This is a genomic window from Viscerimonas tarda (assembly GCF_054601255.1).
The window spans coordinates 1-18,884 of record NZ_BAAHWV010000027.1 but is presented as its reverse complement, the minus strand read 5'-3'; the positions used below and the strand labels follow the sequence as shown (position 1 = coordinate 18,884).

Here is an 18,884-nt window from a genome sequence, read left to right as displayed (position 1 = left end):
TATTCATATTGGCATATTATTCACATTATTCTAATTGCCAAATTACTTTTTATACATCTTTTCCTTCAGGGCTTTTATGTCTTCCGATACGATGTAGTCGTCGTAGTCCATAATTTTGTCAATGGCTCCGTTGGGGGTTAGCTCTATCACGCGGTTACAGATTGTTTGTATAAATTCGTGGTCGTGCGAGGCCATCAGTATGTTGCCTTTGAACTGCTTGAGGGTATTGTTGAAGGCTTGTATCGACTCCAAATCCAGGTGGTTGGCCGGTGAATCGAGCAGCAGGCAGTTGGCGTTTTTCATCATCATGCGGGCAATCATGCAGCGCATTTTTTCGCCTCCCGACAAAACCGTTGCGCTTTTCAAGATTTCTTCGCCCGAAAAGAGCATTTTTCCGAGAAAGCCTTTGATGTAAATCTCGCTTGTGTCGTCGGAAAACTGTGTGAGCCAGTCCACCAAATTTATATCGTCTTTAAAGTAGTCGCTGTTGTCCAAGGGCAGGTAAGCGGAGGTAATGGTTTGTCCCCAGCTAAACGAACCGGCATCGGGGCTGGTATAATCGTTGATAATCTCGAAAAAGGCGGTCATTGCCCTGGGGTCTTTCGAGAGCAGCACAATCTTATCGTCCTTTTCCACATTGAAGCTGATATTGCTGAAGAGCGTCTTTCCGTCAATGGATTTGCTCAATCCCGACACTTCGAGGACTTTGTTCCCCGGTTCGCGCGAGGGCGTGAAGATGATACCCGGATATTTTCGCGAAGAGGGTTTAATTTCTTCAATGTTCAGTTTTTCCAGCATTTTCTTCCGGCTGGTTGTCTGTTTCGATTTGGCTACATTGGCGCTGAAGCGGCGGATAAATTCTTCCAGTTCTTTTTTCTTTTCTTCGGCTTTTTTGTTTTGCTGGCTTTGTTGACGCAGAGCTAACTGGCTCGATTCGTACCAAAAGCTGTAATTACCGGCATACAGATTTATTTTACCGTAGTCAATATCAATGATATGCGTACACACCGAATCGAGAAAATGGCGGTCGTGGGAAACTACCAATACCGTGTTCTCGAAGTTGGACAGGTAATTTTCGAGCCACATTACCGTTTCAATATCGAGGTCGTTGGTGGGCTCATCCAGCAGCAAATTGTCGGGGTTCCCGAAAAGCGCTCTGGCCAGCAAAATACGCACTTTTTGCTTTCCGCTCATGTTAGCCATCAACTGGGTGTGCAACTCTTCGCCAATGCCCAAGCCGCTCAACAGGGTGGCGGCATCGCTTTCGGCATTCCAACCTTGCATTTCGGCAAATTTTTCTTCCAATTCCGAGGCCCGTATTCCATCGGCATCGCTGAAATCGGCTTTGGCATAGAGAGCATCTTTTTCCCGCATAATGTCCCACAGCACCGTATGTCCCTGAAGAACGGTATCCATGACCGACTGGTTGTCGAAAGCAAAGTGATCTTGGGATAAAATGGACATGCGCTCGTTGGGATCCATCGAAAAAGAGCCTTGTGTAGCGTCTTTTTCTCCGCTCAGGATTTTCAGAAATGTGGATTTGCCGGCTCCGTTTGCGCCGATAATTCCATAGCAATTGCCATTGGCAAACCTTAGATTTACGTCCTGAAACAATACTCTTTTGCCGAACTGAATACTTAAATTTGAAACTGTAATCATACCTAGTTGTAGAAAATAAACAAAAGGTGAACAGGGGTTAGCTATTCACCAATATTAAACTATATTTTATTGAAATTAAAATGTTCTGACACTTATCGAACTTCGTTCTTCGGGCGTAATCTTATATTTTTTCCCTTTTGTTTCTATCGAAAGCGTAGTTACCGGTTTACCGGAAATATATTTTTCGAAATTATACAGATACTTGAATATGGGAGTATAGATTGTTTGACCGAAAGCATTCTTTACATTCTTGTATTCACTCTCTTTCCAGTACATACAATCGGGGAATCCCTGGGCATCAACAAACAAGGTTTGAGGATTCCGGTACTTCATTGTTTCGGATATAAAACGCTTGTATCCGTTTAGCAGTCCGGTTTTGTTATATACAAATTTCGTATCATTAATTTTTTCTATCACCGCGCCCGGACGAATTCCAGCCCTGTAAGCCGGTGAATTTCGTTCAACATCGGTAATCGTTTTCATATCACCCGTACTATAATACAGGCCGGTGTAATAATATTTCTTCTTGCTTACAACATATTTGGCCGTTAACTTGCTCGAGGAATAGGGGTAGTGCATGAAAATCAGCGGTGCATGTATCGGTATATATTCTTCGAGTGTGAATTGCGATGTGGTGTATTCCTTTACGTGCGCTTCCCAAATTAAAGTGGCAGCATTGGGGTTGATGTATTTTTTATCGAAAAACCGGATACCGAACTCCAGAATAAACTGTCCGCTATGCTCTGCCAAGGGATTATCGCCCGAAAGGATAGGAAGCGACACCATTTCCTTGGTCAGCGGGTTGTATCGCCAGGCGCTTGTTTCTTTCGATGTATTCGCTAGCGGATTGTATTTGGGATTGGGCAGATAGGTATAGTATGTTTGAATGAGTATATCGGCATTATCGGCGCTAAAGACCAAGCCTTTTTCGTTCAACACTTTTTCCAGTTCGGCAGTAATGCGCCTATCGACCGGAATATTATCCTGCCTGTCGATAAAACTGTAGGTGCGGTAATCCGAATAATCTACATCCCTGCTTGTTGTGATTTGCAGCGGCAGGATAAAAACCCGTTCCTGCGTATTTTCGAGGCTATAGAACGAGAATGAGGTCGCCAGCTCCGATTCGCTGATAGAATTTACCGGACGGCATTGGCGTGGCAATTCATATTCTTTGAAGTAAGACTTGAGATTGCGTATGGTGAATGTAGCTACGCTGGCATCGCTATCGAATAGCCAGGGGGCAATTGTCTGATAATTTCTCAGGTAGGTTGCAGCGCCATTGATTTCCATAATAATATCGCCGGGCTTGATTCCCGCAATGTCGGCAGCCGAATTTGGTTCCACCGTCAATATCACCGGTTCGCCATATCCCCAGTTAGCATTATTACTGATTTCGAATGTGATGCCGAAGTGGCATGTTTGCTCAGTTGTTTGTGCTGTTATGCTAAAAATAGTAACAATGAACAAGATGACAGAAAATAAGCGTTTCATTTATTCCTTTTTAAGTGTTTTGTATTTAACTACTTCGTTAAGACTGGCAAAGATACGTTTTTTTATCTGTTTATTCAAACATGAAGGTATGTTAAATAAAAACCGCATTCCGAATAGTATCGAAATGCGGTTTTGTGAGGTATAACGCAGTATTGTTGCTTACTTTATTATCACCCTTTTGGTAGCAACCTCTTTGCCCATCAACAGCCTGACGTAATAGATACCCTGGGGTAAATCGGAGCGGTTAATGTTTACTGCCTCGGCATCGCAACTGGTTTTGCCCAGCATACCGCCCGAAGCATTGTAAATCTCCACCGTGTAGGGTTGTACCTCGCCCGTTATTTCCACCGTGAAATTCCCGTCGTTGGGATTGGGATATACGGTGAAGTTGAACTTTCCGGCTGGATTTTGTGTGGTTACTGCTTCTTCCAGCGAGGTGGCTGTTTCGGTGTTGTCGGCAGCTTTGGCAGATAGGAGGCTGGGGGAAGCCTGCGATGCTGTGATGGTTACATTGGAGCCCTCTTTTGCCCAAAAATCGGGGCCGATGGTTACGCCTTCTGTCGAGTTAATGTTTACAGTAGTATTTTCTTCTATTGTTGTGTCGGTAATTTCAACAGTACAACCAAATATATTGTGCGTACCAGTGTCATAAGTTTGGTTGTTGATATATGTTGTACAAGATTCCGGAATTGTGTTCTGTGCAAGTACAACGGCTGCATGAGCATCTACCAATCCATAACCCATCTCTTCGTGCCAAGCGCCGTTTGTCCGCCCTTCGGCAAGTTGGTAATCATAATCCCCTACTTTTTGTGCAGTAGATTCGATAATATCATTAACTTGCTTTACTGTAAGATTTGGATTGGCTGATAAAACAAGGGCGGCAACACCTGCTACATGCGGTGCTGCTGCCGATGTGCCATTGAAAGTAGCGGTATAATCCTCGTCCGCATAGTCGCTGGTCAGAATACTTCCTCCAGACTCTGTATGTGCATTCAAAAATGGATTAAGCCCTATATCTCCTTGCCTGTCAGTTGTTGGGATTAGTACCCCCGGAGCCATAATATCTAATCGTGGGCCGTAACAACTTCCCCACAAGGTTTCAGTATCGCAAGAAGTTGGGCTTTTTCGTTCCCCGCAAGGGCTTACTGCTCCAACCACCAATATCAATGAATCTCTGTTTACTGGAATTACTATGTTTGTGTTATTAGCATTTCCTGCTGAAAAAACGATGATAGTTCCTTTACCATTGCGTCCACGAGTCAATGCACTGTCAATTGCATTTTCTAAAACATCTGATGGCGCTGACGGAATAGTATTCCATGAATTATTGATAACATCCACCTCATGTTTCCATGCCCAGTTAAATCCATTAGCTAGCGACTGAGCACTAGGAGAAGTAAGGAGAGGGGCGCCTATGGAGATTATTTTAGCATTGGGTGCAACTCCACTTAGGCCTTTTGAGTTATTTTGTGGGGCGCCGATAATACCGGCACAATTATTACCATGATAATGCGATACAAAAACAGGACTCGTATCTGTTGATGCATTGTATCCGGTTCCATAAACATTATCTTCCAAGTCGGGATGATCCAGCTCAAAGCCGAGATCAAATACCGCGACCTTTATATCGGGTGAACCGGTAGTTATGGCCCATGCTTCTTCCGCTTTTATATCAATACCCGGCGTACCTCCGTACTGTCCCGTATTTTTCAAGCCCCATTGATCGCCAAAGTAGGGATCACTTGAGGCTAATTTAATATCATACAAAAACTCCGGTTCCGAACCTGCAAACAAATTAGTCTCGTAAAACAAATTAGCTGCTTCAAAAGCATTGTAGGGTGTTTCTTTGGTACAAGCCACCGTAAACCACAAAGGCATATACTCATTACGCCCCAATACCTGCATTGCATGTTGATTGGCCAAATTGTATAAAATGGGTGCATCAGCCGCATCCCAAAGTTTCACATAAAAATTGTTGGATGTTCCCAATGGCTCATTCAAATACTTGTAGGAAGGGGTAACCTTGATTATGTTATTCACCTCCTGCAAATTCTGAATAATATTAAAATAGGTTGTTTGGCTAACATTGTTCGCCAGCTTCATCTCAGCCAAATATACATCGCCATTCTGAGACGGATTAGGTATATTATCGGCAATAACTACATTTTGCCGTGCATAACTTTTCCCTGCTTTCTCAATCGTAGATGCAGGTAGGGTTACAGATGTGGCAATAGTAGAAAATTCGCTTGTCGATGCTATCGAAATACGGGAATAATCGGCTTGCAAATATACTTTATCTCCTTTATAGTAATAAAAATGTTCGCTATTCAATTGCTCTTGAGCATTCAAAGATAAACACAAAAGGGCAAAAGTCAATAAAATAAATGATCGTTTCATGATAACAGAAATTTAAGGATGTTGTAAATTCAATTCAACAACTGCGTCTTGAGAGATTTTGGACGTCAATACGGCTATTCGCCATGATCCAGGTGATGCCAACCCTGTTATAAACGCTTCAATATTCATCTGATACTTGTTTGGCTCAATTTGTGTTAGCTGTTTTCGTGCTCTATATACTATACTTGGATAATGTCCACGAGCAACAACTAGTGTATATTTCTCAAAATCAATTCCGGCATTCGGAATATTACAGCTGAAATGTGTATTCCAATCCTGCTGCGAATTTATCAAATAGAGTTTTTTATCTTCTATATTATTCGACCAGCAAATAACAGGTATCGCGAAATCTTGTATGTCTATATTTTTAGGTTCTCCCGCACAATCCGCACACACCCTGACAAAGGAAACTTCTTTCCTTGCTACACCGGCATAATAAAAAAGATCAGCATCTTTTAATGTTTGAATGGTCAATCTCCCATCTGCTATAGTGAATTTACAGGTATCAGTCGCCTCATAGTATTTATTTGTCAGAAATAGAGTATCACCTGACTCTATATAGCTAACAGCATTTTTTATGTCGCGTTCCTCATTGTAAGCCTCATCATAGATATAAAAATACTTCCCTACTACGCCGTCTTCTTCAAAAACAATCGTATCGCGAAACCCCGTGTAAGGGAGTTCCTCAACCCATGTTCCCAAAAGACTGACATTTTCCGGTGGTTCAGGAATAACCATCTCATCTTCTTTGCAAGCTAAACTTGTCAGGCATATCGCTAATAAAAGAAAATATAGTTGCTTTTTCATAATCAATCCCCCCTATTTGTTTTCCAATTCGTTTACTTTCGTTTTCAAACTCTGTATCTCGTCATTCTGCTGAATAACATACAGCGTCAGTTCTTCAATTTTTTGCAGCAGCTTTACCTGCAATACGCCCAAGTCGGTGTCGCCGCTTGTCATCTCGGCGGCAGAGGGTATTTCGGGCAGGTGTTTGTTTTCCTTGATAAAGTCCTGCACTTCGTTAAGCGATTTTAGTTGGTAGTTGGCGTCAAAAACAAAGTCGGCGCCAATGTTTAGGGTTACTTTAATTTCTTTGGCTCGGAGCGTGCCGTTTATATCTAGTGGACCAGCAAGGCAGTTGTCGGTGTTTACCGTCAATATCCTGTTCCACGAGTTCCAGTCTCCGCTGTGTACTCCTGTTCTATAAAATAATCCGCCATCGTTGAAGTTTAGCTGGTGCACAAGGTTTCCTGTAAGATCCGACCACGGTGTTATTGTCAGGCTGGTAGAATATGAATTTTGACCGGGCACCCCAATCGTACTGCGCTCTTTAAAATCGGCGCGAATAACCTGGCTATATCCTGATGCGCCGGGAGCATCATCGACTGTTCGCGTGTCAGGAATAAGCAAATGCAGAGCGCTTTGTCCAAAGGCCGTATTTGCCAACAGCACGGCAAATACCAATACTAAAAGTTGTTTTGTATTCATAATTTAATTATTTTGATTATTAGCTCAACGAATGTAAATAAATATTTTAGAATTTCCTCATTTTATATGGTTAAACAAGCTTAAATACACTAGCAAACAATATTAAAGGATAGTTTAAACTATTTTCAATCCAGCTTTGTTTAAAATGTCGTATCTTTGTTCTGAATAATAAAAATTACATACTATGTTTTCGGGAATTGTTGAAGAAGCGGCAACAATCGTTGCCTTGAAAAAAGAGAATGAGAATCTGCACCTTACACTCGCCTGCTCGTTTGTTCACGAGTTGAAGATAGACCAAAGCATTGCCCACAATGGCGTATGCCTGACGGTTGTTCGCATGGACGAAAGTTCTTATACGGTAACGGCCATCAAAGAAACCCTGGACAGGTCGAATTTGGGCTTGCTGAAAGTGGGCGATAAAGTGAACCTGGAACGCAGTATGCTGATGAACGGTCGCCTCGACGGGCACATTGTTCAGGGTCATGTCGATCAAACGGCCAGATGCATACAGATTGATGAAGCCGACGGCAGCTGGTATTTTAGGTTTGAATACCTGTTCGACAAGGAAATGGCGAAGAAAGGCTACCTCACCGTCGATAAAGGTTCGGTTACCGTCAATGGCGTAAGCCTCACCGTGTGCAACCCCACGGATAACACATTTCAGGTGGCGATTATTCCATATACATACGAACATACGAACTTTCACCAGATAAAAACCGGCTCGGTTGTCAACCTGGAATTTGACATTATCGGCAAATACATCAGCCGTATCATCGCCATTAAATAACTCTCGAATATGGATTTTCCCGAACTTGTAAAAAAACGACAAAGCACGCGTGCATACGACAAAGACCGTCCGGTTGAAGCCGAAAAAATAGAGCGGATACTCGAGGCTGGCCGCTTATCGCCCTCGGCATGTAACGCCCAACCCTGGCATTTTATCGTTGTAACCGACCCGGAATTAAAAGATAAAGTAGCTGACGCTACATCGGCGCATCTTTTGGGCATGAATCACTTCACCAAGCAGGCGCCTGTTCACATTCTCATCGTGGAAGAAAAAGTGAATTTAAGTTCGGGGATTGGCGGTATAATCAAAGACAAACATTTTGCCTTTGTGGATATTGGCATCGCCGCCGCTCATATTTGTCTGGCGGCAGAAGCGGAAGGTTTAGGCAGTTGCATTTTAGGATGGTTTAACGAAATAAAAGTTAAAAAATTATTGAATATTCCCGACTCAAAAAGGGTATTGCTCGACATTATTATTGGCTACGCGGCACAAGATATAAGGCCGAAAAAACGGAAAGAGGCCGCCGAAGTTATATCCTACAACAAATACAAATAAGCGATGAAATTTTCCTCAAAGCAACAGGGACATTTAATTATGTTCTTTGTTGTTACTATATTTGCCATTAATATTCCCATAAGCAAGGCCTTGTTGTCGGGGCATATTTCCTCGTCGGGACTGACCTTGGCACGCATGTTGTTTGCGTCTGTTGCCTTTTGGATGACCTCCCTGTTTGTAAAAAAAGAACAAATACAATTGAAAGACCACCTGATTATTTTCGTATCCGGTATTCTGGGTATTGCCGTCAATCAGGGACTTTTTGTTTACGGGCTGGGAAAAACATCCCCCGTAGATGCCTCTATTATTATTACGAGCGGCCCCCTGTTTGCCATGATAATTGCCGCTATTGTGCTCAAAGAGCCGATTACATCGAAGAAAGTGATTGGCGTAATTACCGGCGCTTTGGGAGCTATACTGCTCGTTTACACCAGCCATCAGGGCAATTCTACTCAAAATTCGAGTACAACCGGAAATCTGGCTATTTTGTCGAGCGCCTTCTGCTATGCTTTTTATCTGGTGCTGTCCAAACCGCTGGCTTCGAAATATTCTTCGATTACCCTGATGAAGTGGATGTTTTTGTATTCAACCATCTTCCTGTTCCCGTTCACGTACAACGATATTCTCGATGCCGAACTGTTCCGTCAAGCGGACATAACGCCTTATCTGATGATTTTCTTCACGCTGTTTGGCGCTACCTTCATCACCTATATGCTTATTCCTCATGCACAACAGCGGATAAGGGCTACTACCATCTCCATGTACAACAACCTGCAACCCCTCATTGCCTCGTTCATCGCCATATTGGCGGGCATGGATAAAATTTCGATGGGGAAAATAGTGGCGGGCGTACTGATATTTCTGGGCGTGTATTTCGTTACAAAAAGTAAATCGAAAGCCGATTTGGATGCCGAAAAAGAAAAATCTTTATCAACCCCAACCACCGGACAATGAAAAAAATAGGTCTTTTGTCGGATACGCACAACCATTGGGATGCAAAATATGAAAAACATTTTGCCGATTGCGACGAGGTGTGGCACGCGGGCGATATTGGCTCGATGGCTCTGGCCGACCGCTTCGAGAAGTTTAAGCCTTTCAGAGCAGTGTATGGCAATATAGATGATGCAAAAGTAAGAACGGCTTTCCCCGAATTTCTGCGGTTTACCATCGAAGAGGTTGATGTTTTGATGACCCACATAGGCGGCTTCCCCGGTAAATACGACCCGAAAGTCCGTCAGATATTGCGCTCTTCGCCGCCAAAACTCTTTATCTGCGGCCATTCGCACATACTAAGGGTAATTTACGACCGGAAATACAATTGCCTGACAATGAACCCCGGAGCCGCCGGAAAATACGGCTTTCACAAAGTGCGCACCCTGGTGAAGTTTGTGCTGGATGACGGGAATATTCGCGATTTGGAGGTTATTGAGCTTGTGGGGGAATGATAGTTTTGAAGGCTACGACGAACTAAGAGGAATCTCTTTAACTACTAATTTGGAATTGAAAGAAAATGAGTATCTTTGTAGATATGACTAAGGAAACAAAAAAGGGTGAACTTGATTTTGAAATAGATTGTCTGACAAACTCTATTCGGAATGTTATTTCAAAGGACAGTTTTGCAACTGACGTTCTTCGATTGACAAAAGGCGATTTGAAACATGTCTCGAAAAAAATAAATGGCTATTCAATTGGAAAGCGGAATTAGATGATAACAGCAGGGAAATTTATAAACTCACAATTGTAAATAATCCTGATATTATTCAAGGACTTGTAAGTTTAACGATTGAATCTGATCATGTTTATATGAATTTGTTAGAAAATGCGCCGTTCAATATTGGGGAAACCAAACTGTATGAAGGTGTTGCTGGAAATCTTGTAGCATACGCTTGTAAAATATCGTTTCAGCATGGATTTGAAGGGTATGTTTCATTTACTGCCAAAACAAAATTAGTAAAACATTATCAGGAAACATTGGATGCCCAATTGTATAGTGGACAACTAATGGTTATAAATACACCTGCGGCAAATAAATTGATAGACAGATATTTTAAAAATGCATAGTTATGGGATACATTAAAGAACCGGAAGGAATTGACTTTGTTATCAATGGGAAACCATTGACCGAAGATGAATTGAAAGGGATTAGTGAATTTATCAAAGCAGATAAAGCAAAACGGAATAATCGGACTTCTGTTGTCCAAAAAACAAAAAGAAGAAAAGGGTTATATGCATAACTTCAACGGATAAATAGCCTAGCTACAACCCGTGGATTTAACAAACTGAATATGACAGCAAACAAACTAATAGTAGGGACAGTGCTCATCACCGCCTGCATACTGACCAGCGCTTGTGAAAATAACGATGATACTGTTGATAACGGCAACTATTTGTATTTGCCGAAAACCTTAAACATCACCGATTCGCTCGCCAATACACGCCGGACGGAATATACCTACGATGCCAACAACCGCATGGTGGAAATTGCCGATGAAATTACATTCAAAAGAGGGACTGCCGACTTGACAAATACCAGCCTTTCGCAGATAGAATACGATGCACAAGGGAGAATTACGAAAATGACCTCTCATACCAATGATGCCTTGGAAGGTGGCCTTGTTTTTGAGAACGTAATCGTCCGCAATTTTAGTTATCCCTATACGGGCGAACCGGTGGTTATTGTGGATGTCGAAAATCAGACGGGCTTTACCGAAACACATACAATTTTGTTAAATCAAAAGCAGCAGGTCCTGAAATACACTCAAGGAAATGGCCGGTTCAGCTTGTTTGAATACGATAATAAGGGCAATGTGCAGAAAATTACCGATGAATCGGGTAAACAATATTCTTTCGGTTCGGATGCCAAACGGGGTGTTTATCGCGAAGTGAATATACCTCAATGGTTTATCAATATCGTGCTGAATATGTCGCGCAACGGTGTTTGGTTCGACATGTACGAAACGCTCGGCGTACAAAATAATTGCACAAAAATAGTGGAGCAGCATATAAATCTGGATGATAATTTCAGCCCTTTGGAGCGTAACTACATAATTCAGTACAACCCCTTTGCTTATCCGGTCAGCCAATCCGATAACCTGAAATTTAAGATGACGGTTGCTTATACGAGGGCAAATTAACCCATTCAGCTTCTATGATGAAGTTTGCTTGCTTTTTACTTTTGATTATCCTCTCCCCTATTTCCGCATTGTTTTGTGGAAATGCCTTGGATGTGCCGGATGCCGACAGCAAAAAGGAACGGAAATATTTACCGGTAAGCATCCTGAGCGATTCCATTCAAGATAATTACACCCTGTTCCGGTACGACGACAAACGGCGGCTTATTGAATATGAAAACAATGCATCGGGGGTGTCGCGTGATGGCCGGTTCAAACAAAGTGTAAAAATCGTCATCGAATACGATAAGCTTGGCCGCATAAAAAACATCCTGAGAACGCAACTTTTTATTACTGATAATGAGGATAATAAACGCTTGCCCGCAAAACCCGAATCGACTAAAATAACCTGTTCGTACAAAGGTTCTATCCTAAAATTGACCAACGAACAAGGCGCCATCAATACCTGTCTGACTATAAACGGAAAGGGGCAGGTGGTAAAAAGTTCCTCCATGTTTAACAAAAGTGAGGAAACATCCTTATTTGAATACGACGAAAACGGCAATCTGCTGAAAACCAATACTATTTACAGCAGCGTGGAACCAACGATATTTGAAAGTACAACCGTATATAAATTCGACAATAAGGCATCCATCACGCGCGATATAACTGTTCCGCAATGGTTTCTGGTCGTATATCTGGGAGTTTCGGGTATAAAAAACAACTTGCTGGAACGGGAATACTCCGATTCGATGGGAACCGCCACAAGCACGTCCATATCTTACAAATACAACAATGCCGGTTACCCGTCAAGCATAGAATCGACAGAAAACGGGCAGCCTCAGGCGATGGATATTGAATATATGGAAGTGAGGAATTGAGAAAAGTTTATTGTCCAGCAACGCCTTTATTGGATTTTTTTTGAGTTGTAAATTTATAAGACAAAACAGAGTCCATCTGACTTATAGTAATAGTCTTATCTCTTATTTTCTGAATCTTATTTTCCAATTCCTCTATTTTTTCGTTGGTCCGGAGATTTATTGAATCCGATCGGATTTGTGCCTGCTTTGAGTTTTGATTGTTTACACTATTTAACTCAATAGCATTACCCAAATAGCAAGGCCAACACTAATCACCCCTAGTATAGCGCTAACCCATCCTAGGTATTTACTTTGCTTGGCTATCTTATCTCCTGAGATAAGCATCGCATTTGCTTTATCAATTAGCTTTGTTGTTTCTTTTATTGCGAATAGATCAAACTCAGTATGATTAATAGATCGTATCGTTTTTATGTTCCTTCGAGCATTCTCTATATTTTGAACCCATTTATACGAACCTTTTTCCAGGCCTGACTTTTGATGGGGCGGACAAAAAGAACGGTTATATTTGGAATTGAATAAACAGCGATAATAAGTATATTGCCCAATTGCTCCATCACAATAAAGATTCAAAGCGTTACGTTGGACCAAAAGTCTATCTATCTCTCCAACCCCAAGACTACTTGCCTGCTGATTTTCTTCAATGCTTCGTTGTGTTGTTCTGATTTGTGATAAAAATATTGAACCCGAATCCGACAAGGCCTTAAAAATCTTTTCATAGTTAAAAAGATAATGCATTAAGGCTTTATTGTCTGGAGTATGAATAAACACATAGTCTTCGTCAAAATACGCTTTTAATATGGAGTCTTCACCGTGCTCGTGGTGTTCATGGTCATGATAAAATCCTTTTGCCAGATGGTAGATCGCAACAGGCAAGTCCCATCTTTCGTCTCCGTCTCCTGCGAAAAGAGGAGACTGGGCGCTTTCATCTATTTCATACGAATATAAAAATAACCCGTTCCTGCTATAATCTTCATATCTAAGCTCGACAACAAAATCTTGGCAATTATTTGGAATTGCCAAGGATGTTATGGTTATGTTTTTATTCTCTCTTAAATCTAATCTTACTTTAAAGGGATCTCCTACTCCGTCTGAGAGATCCCCGCTGATATAATATTCCCTGGCAGGAAAATCTTCTTTAACATAAAAGATTGTTGGATACCAAAATACACAATAGCGTTTAATCATATTACTACACAGCCAAAATAGAATGGATAAAACTTTTAAATAAGCCCTATCCATTCAAACGTTATTTCCCCATCGAACAATCGTCGTTGTGATTATGCGGATTCAGAAAAAACACTCATCTTCCTCCCCATATCAGTTATCCTCCACGTTACTCGGCTTGGGGCATCTTTCTGAGGCATCACACCATGGCTAATAAAGCCACACCGACTAAGCTTTTCAAATAACTCCAAGCCTCCAAGGCTTTTCACCAACTCATCTTTGTAACCTTTCTCTTTTTCATTGATAAGTCGAATGGCTTTTCCAATTTCTTCTAAATTCATATTCTCTTTTGTTTACAACGTATATGAGACTAGAGAAAAGACTTCATATACCTTTATTTATAACTTCCTGATAAATCAGGGTTTATAACATTACTCGATCTGCAAATATACAAAATAGTTAGAATAATCAAAGTTTTTTTTAGAAAAAGCCGTTTTGGTGTGCAAAAATTCACTTTTTAACTAAATCGAATTACACTCCTTTCACACGCTTATTTTTCTCTTCTTCCTCGGCGTTTCCACAGCATAAATATTGAGCCAGGTCCGCAGTTTATTGACTTTGCGGATAAGGCAGCTGGCACATGCCTGGGGTGTTTCGTCTGTTTCAAATACTTGGTTGTAGAGTGCATAGATGCGGCTCATGCTGTAACGGTGTGTGCTGTCGATTTCGGTAATCAGATTTTCTACTTGTTGTTTTATTTCCATAACTTATTCGGTTTATTGGTCTATTTTATTGTTGTTATCGCTATACAGGAGGATGAAAACGATGAAGGCGCAAGCCAGTCCAATCAGGAAGAAAGTGAAAGACTCTATATGCACAGCCGCTATTCCCTGCAATAGCCATATCAAATGGAAAGTGGTGCATGGGCGGCAATTAAAGGGTTTTCGATTGAGCTTCGGAAAATGCCCGGCCAATGCAAAATAGGGATGCTCTGTCAGAATCCAGCCTAAGAAATAGCCTGTCAGCGAAAGAAGCAGGGTCATTAAAAATGCTGTCATAAGTTTTGAATTTTGGGTTTTAGTTCTGTTTCCATACGGGTTTTATCGAGGCGGTAGAGGAGGAATCCGAAAATTTCGACAACCGGTTTTGCAAGTATTTCGTCAAAAAGAAGAATTTTATCCTCCGCCAAATCGGCAACGATTTTGTACCAGCCCCATTTCCGGCAAAATCCAGCATAAGATGCAGATAGAGTTTGCCCTGTTCCTTTATTTGTGAATAGAGGCTCGAAATTGTCTCCGATCTTTTGTTTTGAAGCAAAAAAAAAGCCAGCAACGGCATCGCTTTATCCATCGGCAGATTGGCGAACAATGGTCGGCGTGTTTCGCTCCGCTTGCTGTCGTAACCCTCACCGGCAGGGCGACACAGGATGGCGAGTATTTCCGACAAGCGCGTCCGGCTATCGCCCTCGAAGACCGATTCTATGTCCACCCATTCGGCCAAAGTCAGTTCGTCTCCCGATGAAATGGCGTAGCTTATCCCCTCAATTTCAATCCTGTTTTCGGGTTGACCGGTATTTTCATCGAAGAGAAAATTGGTGGTACGGGAAACTAGGTCGAAAACCTGTACCGGACTTTCGAGCAGAACGTCCGGGTCGATATGGCATATACCGGCAATGTAATTAATCTGTTCGAGCCGGTTAGAGGCTTCGTAGCAAAACCATTGCTCGTAATCGCCCAAGCGAATTTCCGCCCACGATTGTGGAACGCTGATGTTTTGTCCGCTGTTGTTTAATGTAATTGTTATCATGGTTTTATACATAGATAAAAAGAAAGCCCCTCCCAACCTCCCCGTGGGGGAGGCTTAAAATCCATCAGGACAAACTTAAGGTTTGCCCTGATGGTATAGCCGTCAGGCTAAGGCTTTCAGCCTTTAAAATTTTCATGCATTTCCCCAAAAATAACCGCCTCAACTTTGCATTTATCAAAATAATTCTTATAACCTTGTTTTTTAGTAATAATACACAAAAATAATTTGCCTATGGTATAGGAGCGTGGTAATACGCGCATTTTAAAATATTGGAAAAAAGCGTTTAACTTATTTCTTGTTTGCTGAAATCTCGACAATTTCAAAAAAACTATCAAGAGTAAAGTGATGACGCTCACGCTACGGCGTGGGCTTTACTCATTTATTTGATAGTTTAGGTAGTCGAGAACCTCAGTGAACAAATAATCCAGAGTTTGCCCCCGCTTTTTTTATGCGTGTATGTGAATAAGTATTTGGGCAGAAACAAAATTATTATTCACTTGAAAATTTTATTTATCATGAAAAAAATTCTTTTTATTTCAGCTCTGCTGATCTTATCCGGCGGATTGAACCGGCTTTCCGGCCAGCAGGAACCTGCGCCCCTGAAAGTAGCCGAACTCTGTAAAATGGTTGAACTCGACAATGAACAGTTAGCCGTTTTAATTACTATGAACGATACTTACTCGGCCGAAATGGATTCTGCCATAAATAAGGTGGCGGACAGGCTGGAAGCATCCAGACTGATTTATGAAACCAAGAAGAAATTCAACACGGGCTTTATGGATCTGCTTTCCGAAAAGCAAAAGGCCAGTTACACACGGGTTTCTGCCCACTCCGAAATTATGGAGAAAGCCGCCGAAAAAGTAAGGGCGCTGCGCAAAACCGGAAAATACGCCGAACAGGAGCTGGCGCAATATACCACCGAGATTTTTGAGTACCTGATGCTGGAAAAAATCGCCTACACCTGCGACAAGTACAACATCGAAAGGCAAAAGGAAAACATTGCCCAGCTGAAGAAGTTCGAGCCCAAGCCCCTGAAGGCAGCCAATACATTGCAGAAGGCCAAGCACCAGGGCGTTGTTTACCAAGGTGGATATAAATGGTAGCTAACCTCAAAAAAATCAAGCAAATGAAAACATTAAAAAATCGGGCATTAAGAAGGATACTTCTTCTTGCCGTGTGTTTCGGCGCTGGTTTTGGTTATTTACCGGCACAAAAGGGGGCAAAAAGCGACTTGCCCGACAGGGACAAGGCCATAAGCTATGCCTACCGTTGCCTGAACGGGGTTGGCACAACGCTGGATTATAAAAAGGCGGTCGGCATATTCCTGCGCCTGGCGGCAACCGGCGATGCCGAAGCCTGCAATGCCGTGGGCATGATGTACAAGCTGGGACTGGGTACTGTGCCGAATGACGAAAAGGCCTTTTCGTATTTTACGAAAGCCGCAGGCCTGGGCTATGCCAGGGCCAACTACAACATTGGGCTGATGTACAAGTACGGGCATGGCGTGGAGCAGGATTTGACGAAGGCGATGGAATACATCGAAAAAAGCCCGGGCAACGATTATGTGACAGGCTATGCCCACTACAAGGGCATGGGCAAAAAGCAAAGCTATACCGAGGCCGTCAAGTACTTTAAACAGGGAGCGGAAGCCGGTGATGCCGGCAGCATGTACATGCTGGGGCTTTGCTACTTCAAGGGGCGCGGCGTTGAGCGGAACATTGAACTGGGGAAATACTGGTTTGAACAGGCAGCAGACGGAGGCGTAACCCGGGCCATTGACCTGATGGCGCGCAACGACTCGAAAACCTACGGCAGCAAAAAAGTAAAACTGCGCTCGGCAGCCCTTGAACCCATCAATGCACTTGTCCCCAAGAAATACCTGAAAGTGGCCAATGCCGTAAAGGACAACAGCATAGCCGGAAACTGGGAAGGCAAAATCATTTCCTACGACTGGTCGGGCGAGGAAATTGAGGGCGAAACCAAGTTGCAGGTATCCCTCAGCACCGCCGGCGGAACGGTAGAGGGAAGCTGGACGGAATCGGACAGCGCAACCGTTGCCATTACCGCTACAATGGACGAAAGCGGCTGGACATTCGACAACATTGTGCTGCACGAAGGCGGCCGCCCCATCGAAATGAAGAGCGGAAGCTTCAGGCGGGAATACAGGGACGGCGAGGAATACCTGACCGGGAACGTCAGCTTCTACTGCGAGCAGACCAGGGAATACACCTCGCCCAGCTATGTGGCGCTGAAGCGCATAAGCAAGATAGCGTCTTCCATCGAAGCCAGCCAAACCGCATCGCTCGCCGTATATCCCAATCCCTTCGACGACTGCATAAATGTGGCTTTTGCCTTGGAAAACGCCGGCAGCATCCGCTTCGTAATCTACGATGCAGCAGGAAAGCGCATCTATACCAGCGACCTGGAGAACTACACCGGTGGCGAACACAACTACGTCATACCGGCAGGTTCTATCCCACCGGGTTCCTATACCCTGAAAATTATCGGCAAATCGGTGAATAAATCGGTCAAGCTTATCAAGTAACCTGTAAAAATCGAACGATTATGAAAATGAATTTTAAAAAGAAATACATATCTTTGTCCTGCGCCTTGCTGGTATGCCTGTCGGCTTACTCCTGGGATATTTATGGGGATGATGATGATATGTGGTATGGCGGTATGCTGCCCGAAGTTACAGTATATCCCGAAGATGACTTTTGGGATGATGATTTTTGGAACGATGATGATGACGACTGGTGGTATGATGACGATTGGTGGGACGATGACGATGATTATACTGACTACGATACTACCGATGGGGCGCGCGGACAGAGTGGGGTGAATAACAATGGAAATACCAATAACAATAATAGTTCATCCAAAAAGCCGGCTACACGTACTGATTGTCCACCAAAGGCAGCTGCTAATAGCAATGATGTAACCAATACGATGAGTAACTATGAAACTGATCTTATGTCAGCTAGTGATGTTGTTGATGATCTAAGAGACTATGCTGCCAACCGGGATATTGAATATGGCATGGCTATTAATAATATTGATGGGGATATTCATGCTCTCTCACAGCCATCAGGAGAATATGCTGAACCTGGAACAGCAAATTATGTTAGCATACGTCTTAGTACTTATACTTATATGGTTGGGCATACCCATCCCATATCCGCAGCTCCATCTACTCCGGATGCCGCTATATTGGTAGCAAATTATAAGAAAGGTTATTACAATATTCGTGCCAGTGTTATTTTTTTGAAAGACGGTTCGGAATACGCTATTTATGTGGATGATATAACAAAATTCGACACTTTCTGCAACAGCGCTGCCTCCAATGATTTTTCCTATTTGGAATCTCCGGGTTCCGATGTAGGTATCTTGCGCCCGGGTTCTACAATGGAGTCGGACTATAAGAAACTGTTTAAATTTTATTTGAGATTTATTTTATTGAGCATAATCATAATAAAAGCAAGATGAATCATAGCCTCACTTGAGCTTATTGTATATTCATAGTCTTTAGCCAAGCGTCTGAAATTT

22 protein-coding genes are annotated in these 18,884 nt (G+C 42.6%); 12 read left to right on the top strand and 10 right to left on the bottom strand.

Annotated features, from left to right (window positions below; all coding sequences use genetic code 11):
* Positions 1-42 precede the first annotated feature (42 nt).
* The 5 genes from ACYPWY_RS11655 to ACYPWY_RS11635 all read right to left on the bottom strand — a co-directional run bounded on the left by ACYPWY_RS11655 (position 43) and on the right by ACYPWY_RS11635 (position 7,035).
* Positions 43-1,659, bottom strand: a complete 1,617-nt coding sequence (locus ACYPWY_RS11655) for an ABC-F family ATP-binding cassette domain-containing protein (protein ID WP_459685705.1) — start codon at positions 1,657-1,659, stop codon at positions 43-45.
* A 75-nt stretch (positions 1,660-1,734) separates the two neighbouring features.
* A complete protein-coding gene (locus tag ACYPWY_RS11650) occupies positions 1,735-3,150 on the bottom strand; it encodes a PDZ domain-containing protein (protein ID WP_459685704.1) in 1,416 nt (471 codons plus the stop codon).
* Positions 3,151-3,309: 159 nt separating this feature from the next.
* Complete coding sequence (locus tag ACYPWY_RS11645; protein WP_459685703.1) at positions 3,310-5,547, bottom strand: S8 family serine peptidase; 2,238 nt, start codon at positions 5,545-5,547, stop codon at positions 3,310-3,312.
* 12 nt (positions 5,548-5,559) lie between these two features.
* The gene (locus ACYPWY_RS11640) at positions 5,560-6,354 is read right to left on the bottom strand and encodes a hypothetical protein (RefSeq protein WP_459685702.1); all 795 of its coding nucleotides are present in this window, start codon (positions 6,352-6,354) and stop codon (positions 5,560-5,562) included.
* A 12-nt stretch (positions 6,355-6,366) separates the two neighbouring features.
* A complete protein-coding gene (locus ACYPWY_RS11635; protein WP_459685701.1) occupies positions 6,367-7,035 on the bottom strand; it encodes a hypothetical protein in 669 nt (222 codons plus the stop codon).
* Between the two features lie 184 nt (positions 7,036-7,219).
* Here ACYPWY_RS11635 and ACYPWY_RS11630 point away from each other — a divergent pair, with 184 nt between their 5' ends.
* The 9 genes from ACYPWY_RS11630 (at position 7,220) to ACYPWY_RS11590 (ending at position 12,368) form a co-directional block, all read left to right on the top strand.
* Positions 7,220-7,822 (top strand): riboflavin synthase, encoded by a 603-nt coding sequence (locus ACYPWY_RS11630; RefSeq protein ID WP_459685700.1) that lies wholly within the window; start codon positions 7,220-7,222, stop codon positions 7,820-7,822.
* A gap of 9 nt (positions 7,823-7,831) precedes the next feature.
* On the top strand, positions 7,832-8,377 hold the full coding sequence (locus tag ACYPWY_RS11625; RefSeq protein WP_459685699.1) for a nitroreductase family protein: 546 nt from the start codon (positions 7,832-7,834) through the stop codon (positions 8,375-8,377).
* A 3-nt stretch (positions 8,378-8,380) separates the two neighbouring features.
* On the top strand, positions 8,381-9,331 hold the full coding sequence (locus ACYPWY_RS11620) for a DMT family transporter (protein WP_459685698.1): 951 nt from the start codon (positions 8,381-8,383) through the stop codon (positions 9,329-9,331).
* Positions 9,328-9,822: a metallophosphoesterase family protein gene (locus ACYPWY_RS11615; RefSeq protein ID WP_459685697.1), complete on the top strand. Its 495-nt coding sequence runs from the start codon at positions 9,328-9,330 to the stop codon at positions 9,820-9,822. The genes ACYPWY_RS11620 and ACYPWY_RS11615 overlap by 4 nt, the downstream gene beginning before the upstream one ends.
* A gap of 65 nt (positions 9,823-9,887) precedes the next feature.
* A complete protein-coding gene (locus ACYPWY_RS11610) occupies positions 9,888-10,082 on the top strand; it encodes a hypothetical protein (RefSeq protein WP_459685696.1) in 195 nt (64 codons plus the stop codon).
* A gap of 98 nt (positions 10,083-10,180) precedes the next feature.
* The gene (locus ACYPWY_RS11605; RefSeq protein WP_459685695.1) at positions 10,181-10,438 is read left to right on the top strand and encodes a hypothetical protein; all 258 of its coding nucleotides are present in this window, start codon (positions 10,181-10,183) and stop codon (positions 10,436-10,438) included.
* 2 nt (positions 10,439-10,440) lie between these two features.
* Positions 10,441-10,611 carry a hypothetical protein gene (locus ACYPWY_RS11600; protein ID WP_459685694.1) on the top strand — a complete coding sequence of 57 codons (171 nt, stop codon included), beginning with the start codon at positions 10,441-10,443 and terminating at the stop codon, positions 10,609-10,611.
* Positions 10,612-10,662: 51 nt separating this feature from the next.
* Positions 10,663-11,511 carry a hypothetical protein gene (locus ACYPWY_RS11595; protein WP_459685693.1) on the top strand — a complete coding sequence of 283 codons (849 nt, stop codon included), beginning with the start codon at positions 10,663-10,665 and terminating at the stop codon, positions 11,509-11,511.
* A gap of 14 nt (positions 11,512-11,525) precedes the next feature.
* Positions 11,526-12,368, top strand: a complete 843-nt coding sequence (locus ACYPWY_RS11590) for a hypothetical protein (protein WP_459685692.1) — start codon at positions 11,526-11,528, stop codon at positions 12,366-12,368.
* A gap of 210 nt (positions 12,369-12,578) precedes the next feature.
* Here the strand turns inward: ACYPWY_RS11590 and ACYPWY_RS11585 are convergent, their stop codons facing one another.
* The 5 genes from ACYPWY_RS11585 to ACYPWY_RS11565 form a co-directional block, all read right to left on the bottom strand.
* Positions 12,579-13,607 carry a hypothetical protein gene (locus tag ACYPWY_RS11585; protein WP_459685691.1) on the bottom strand — a complete coding sequence of 343 codons (1,029 nt, stop codon included), beginning with the start codon at positions 13,605-13,607 and terminating at the stop codon, positions 12,579-12,581.
* 38 nt (positions 13,608-13,645) lie between these two features.
* A complete protein-coding gene (locus ACYPWY_RS11580; protein WP_459685690.1) occupies positions 13,646-13,873 on the bottom strand; it encodes a hypothetical protein in 228 nt (75 codons plus the stop codon).
* 201 nt (positions 13,874-14,074) lie between these two features.
* On the bottom strand, positions 14,075-14,296 hold the full coding sequence (locus ACYPWY_RS11575) for a hypothetical protein (protein ID WP_459685689.1): 222 nt from the start codon (positions 14,294-14,296) through the stop codon (positions 14,075-14,077).
* 12 nt (positions 14,297-14,308) lie between these two features.
* Positions 14,309-14,590 carry a hypothetical protein gene (locus tag ACYPWY_RS11570; RefSeq protein WP_459685688.1) on the bottom strand — a complete coding sequence of 94 codons (282 nt, stop codon included), beginning with the start codon at positions 14,588-14,590 and terminating at the stop codon, positions 14,309-14,311.
* Between the two features lie 19 nt (positions 14,591-14,609).
* Positions 14,610-15,338, bottom strand: coding sequence for a hypothetical protein (locus ACYPWY_RS11565; protein WP_459685687.1), 729 nt, complete (start codon positions 15,336-15,338; stop codon positions 14,610-14,612).
* A 515-nt stretch (positions 15,339-15,853) separates the two neighbouring features.
* Here ACYPWY_RS11565 and ACYPWY_RS11560 point away from each other — a divergent pair.
* From ACYPWY_RS11560 to ACYPWY_RS11550, 3 genes are read left to right on the top strand one after another with little or no spacing between them, the layout of a single operon-like run.
* Positions 15,854-16,441: a hypothetical protein gene (locus tag ACYPWY_RS11560; protein WP_459685686.1), complete on the top strand. Its 588-nt coding sequence runs from the start codon at positions 15,854-15,856 to the stop codon at positions 16,439-16,441.
* 23 nt (positions 16,442-16,464) lie between these two features.
* On the top strand, positions 16,465-17,883 hold the full coding sequence (locus tag ACYPWY_RS11555; protein WP_459685685.1) for a T9SS type A sorting domain-containing protein: 1,419 nt from the start codon (positions 16,465-16,467) through the stop codon (positions 17,881-17,883).
* A gap of 20 nt (positions 17,884-17,903) precedes the next feature.
* Positions 17,904-18,824 carry a hypothetical protein gene (locus ACYPWY_RS11550; RefSeq protein WP_459685684.1) on the top strand — a complete coding sequence of 307 codons (921 nt, stop codon included), beginning with the start codon at positions 17,904-17,906 and terminating at the stop codon, positions 18,822-18,824.
* Positions 18,825-18,884 lie beyond the last annotated feature (60 nt).

Bases quoted from the DNA above. Each gene is read 5' to 3' on its own strand.
- ACYPWY_RS11655 (WP_459685705.1), bottom strand. From the start codon at position 1,659: ATGATTACAGTTTCAAATTTAAGTATTCAGTTCGGCAAAAGAGTATTG.
- ACYPWY_RS11650 (WP_459685704.1), bottom strand. From the start codon at position 3,150: ATGAAACGCTTATTTTCTGTCATCTTGTTCATTGTTACTATTTTTAGC.
- ACYPWY_RS11645 (WP_459685703.1), bottom strand. From the start codon at position 5,547: ATGAAACGATCATTTATTTTATTGACTTTTGCCCTTTTGTGTTTATCT.
- ACYPWY_RS11640 (WP_459685702.1), bottom strand. From the start codon at position 6,354: ATGAAAAAGCAACTATATTTTCTTTTATTAGCGATATGCCTGACAAGT.
- ACYPWY_RS11635 (WP_459685701.1), bottom strand. From the start codon at position 7,035: ATGAATACAAAACAACTTTTAGTATTGGTATTTGCCGTGCTGTTGGCA.
- ACYPWY_RS11630 (WP_459685700.1), top strand. From the start codon at position 7,220: ATGTTTTCGGGAATTGTTGAAGAAGCGGCAACAATCGTTGCCTTGAAA.
- ACYPWY_RS11625 (WP_459685699.1), top strand. From the start codon at position 7,832: ATGGATTTTCCCGAACTTGTAAAAAAACGACAAAGCACGCGTGCATAC.
- ACYPWY_RS11620 (WP_459685698.1), top strand. From the start codon at position 8,381: ATGAAATTTTCCTCAAAGCAACAGGGACATTTAATTATGTTCTTTGTT.
- ACYPWY_RS11615 (WP_459685697.1), top strand. From the start codon at position 9,328: ATGAAAAAAATAGGTCTTTTGTCGGATACGCACAACCATTGGGATGCA.
- ACYPWY_RS11610 (WP_459685696.1), top strand. From the start codon at position 9,888: ATGAGTATCTTTGTAGATATGACTAAGGAAACAAAAAAGGGTGAACTT.
- ACYPWY_RS11605 (WP_459685695.1), top strand. From the start codon at position 10,181: ATGAATTTGTTAGAAAATGCGCCGTTCAATATTGGGGAAACCAAACTG.
- ACYPWY_RS11600 (WP_459685694.1), top strand. From the start codon at position 10,441: ATGGGATACATTAAAGAACCGGAAGGAATTGACTTTGTTATCAATGGG.
- ACYPWY_RS11595 (WP_459685693.1), top strand. From the start codon at position 10,663: ATGACAGCAAACAAACTAATAGTAGGGACAGTGCTCATCACCGCCTGC.
- ACYPWY_RS11590 (WP_459685692.1), top strand. From the start codon at position 11,526: ATGATGAAGTTTGCTTGCTTTTTACTTTTGATTATCCTCTCCCCTATT.
- ACYPWY_RS11585 (WP_459685691.1), bottom strand. From the start codon at position 13,607: ATGGATAGGGCTTATTTAAAAGTTTTATCCATTCTATTTTGGCTGTGT.
- ACYPWY_RS11580 (WP_459685690.1), bottom strand. From the start codon at position 13,873: ATGAATTTAGAAGAAATTGGAAAAGCCATTCGACTTATCAATGAAAAA.
- ACYPWY_RS11575 (WP_459685689.1), bottom strand. From the start codon at position 14,296: ATGGAAATAAAACAACAAGTAGAAAATCTGATTACCGAAATCGACAGC.
- ACYPWY_RS11570 (WP_459685688.1), bottom strand. From the start codon at position 14,590: ATGACAGCATTTTTAATGACCCTGCTTCTTTCGCTGACAGGCTATTTC.
- ACYPWY_RS11565 (WP_459685687.1), bottom strand. From the start codon at position 15,338: ATGATAACAATTACATTAAACAACAGCGGACAAAACATCAGCGTTCCA.
- ACYPWY_RS11560 (WP_459685686.1), top strand. From the start codon at position 15,854: ATGAAAAAAATTCTTTTTATTTCAGCTCTGCTGATCTTATCCGGCGGA.
- ACYPWY_RS11555 (WP_459685685.1), top strand. From the start codon at position 16,465: ATGAAAACATTAAAAAATCGGGCATTAAGAAGGATACTTCTTCTTGCC.
- ACYPWY_RS11550 (WP_459685684.1), top strand. From the start codon at position 17,904: ATGAAAATGAATTTTAAAAAGAAATACATATCTTTGTCCTGCGCCTTG.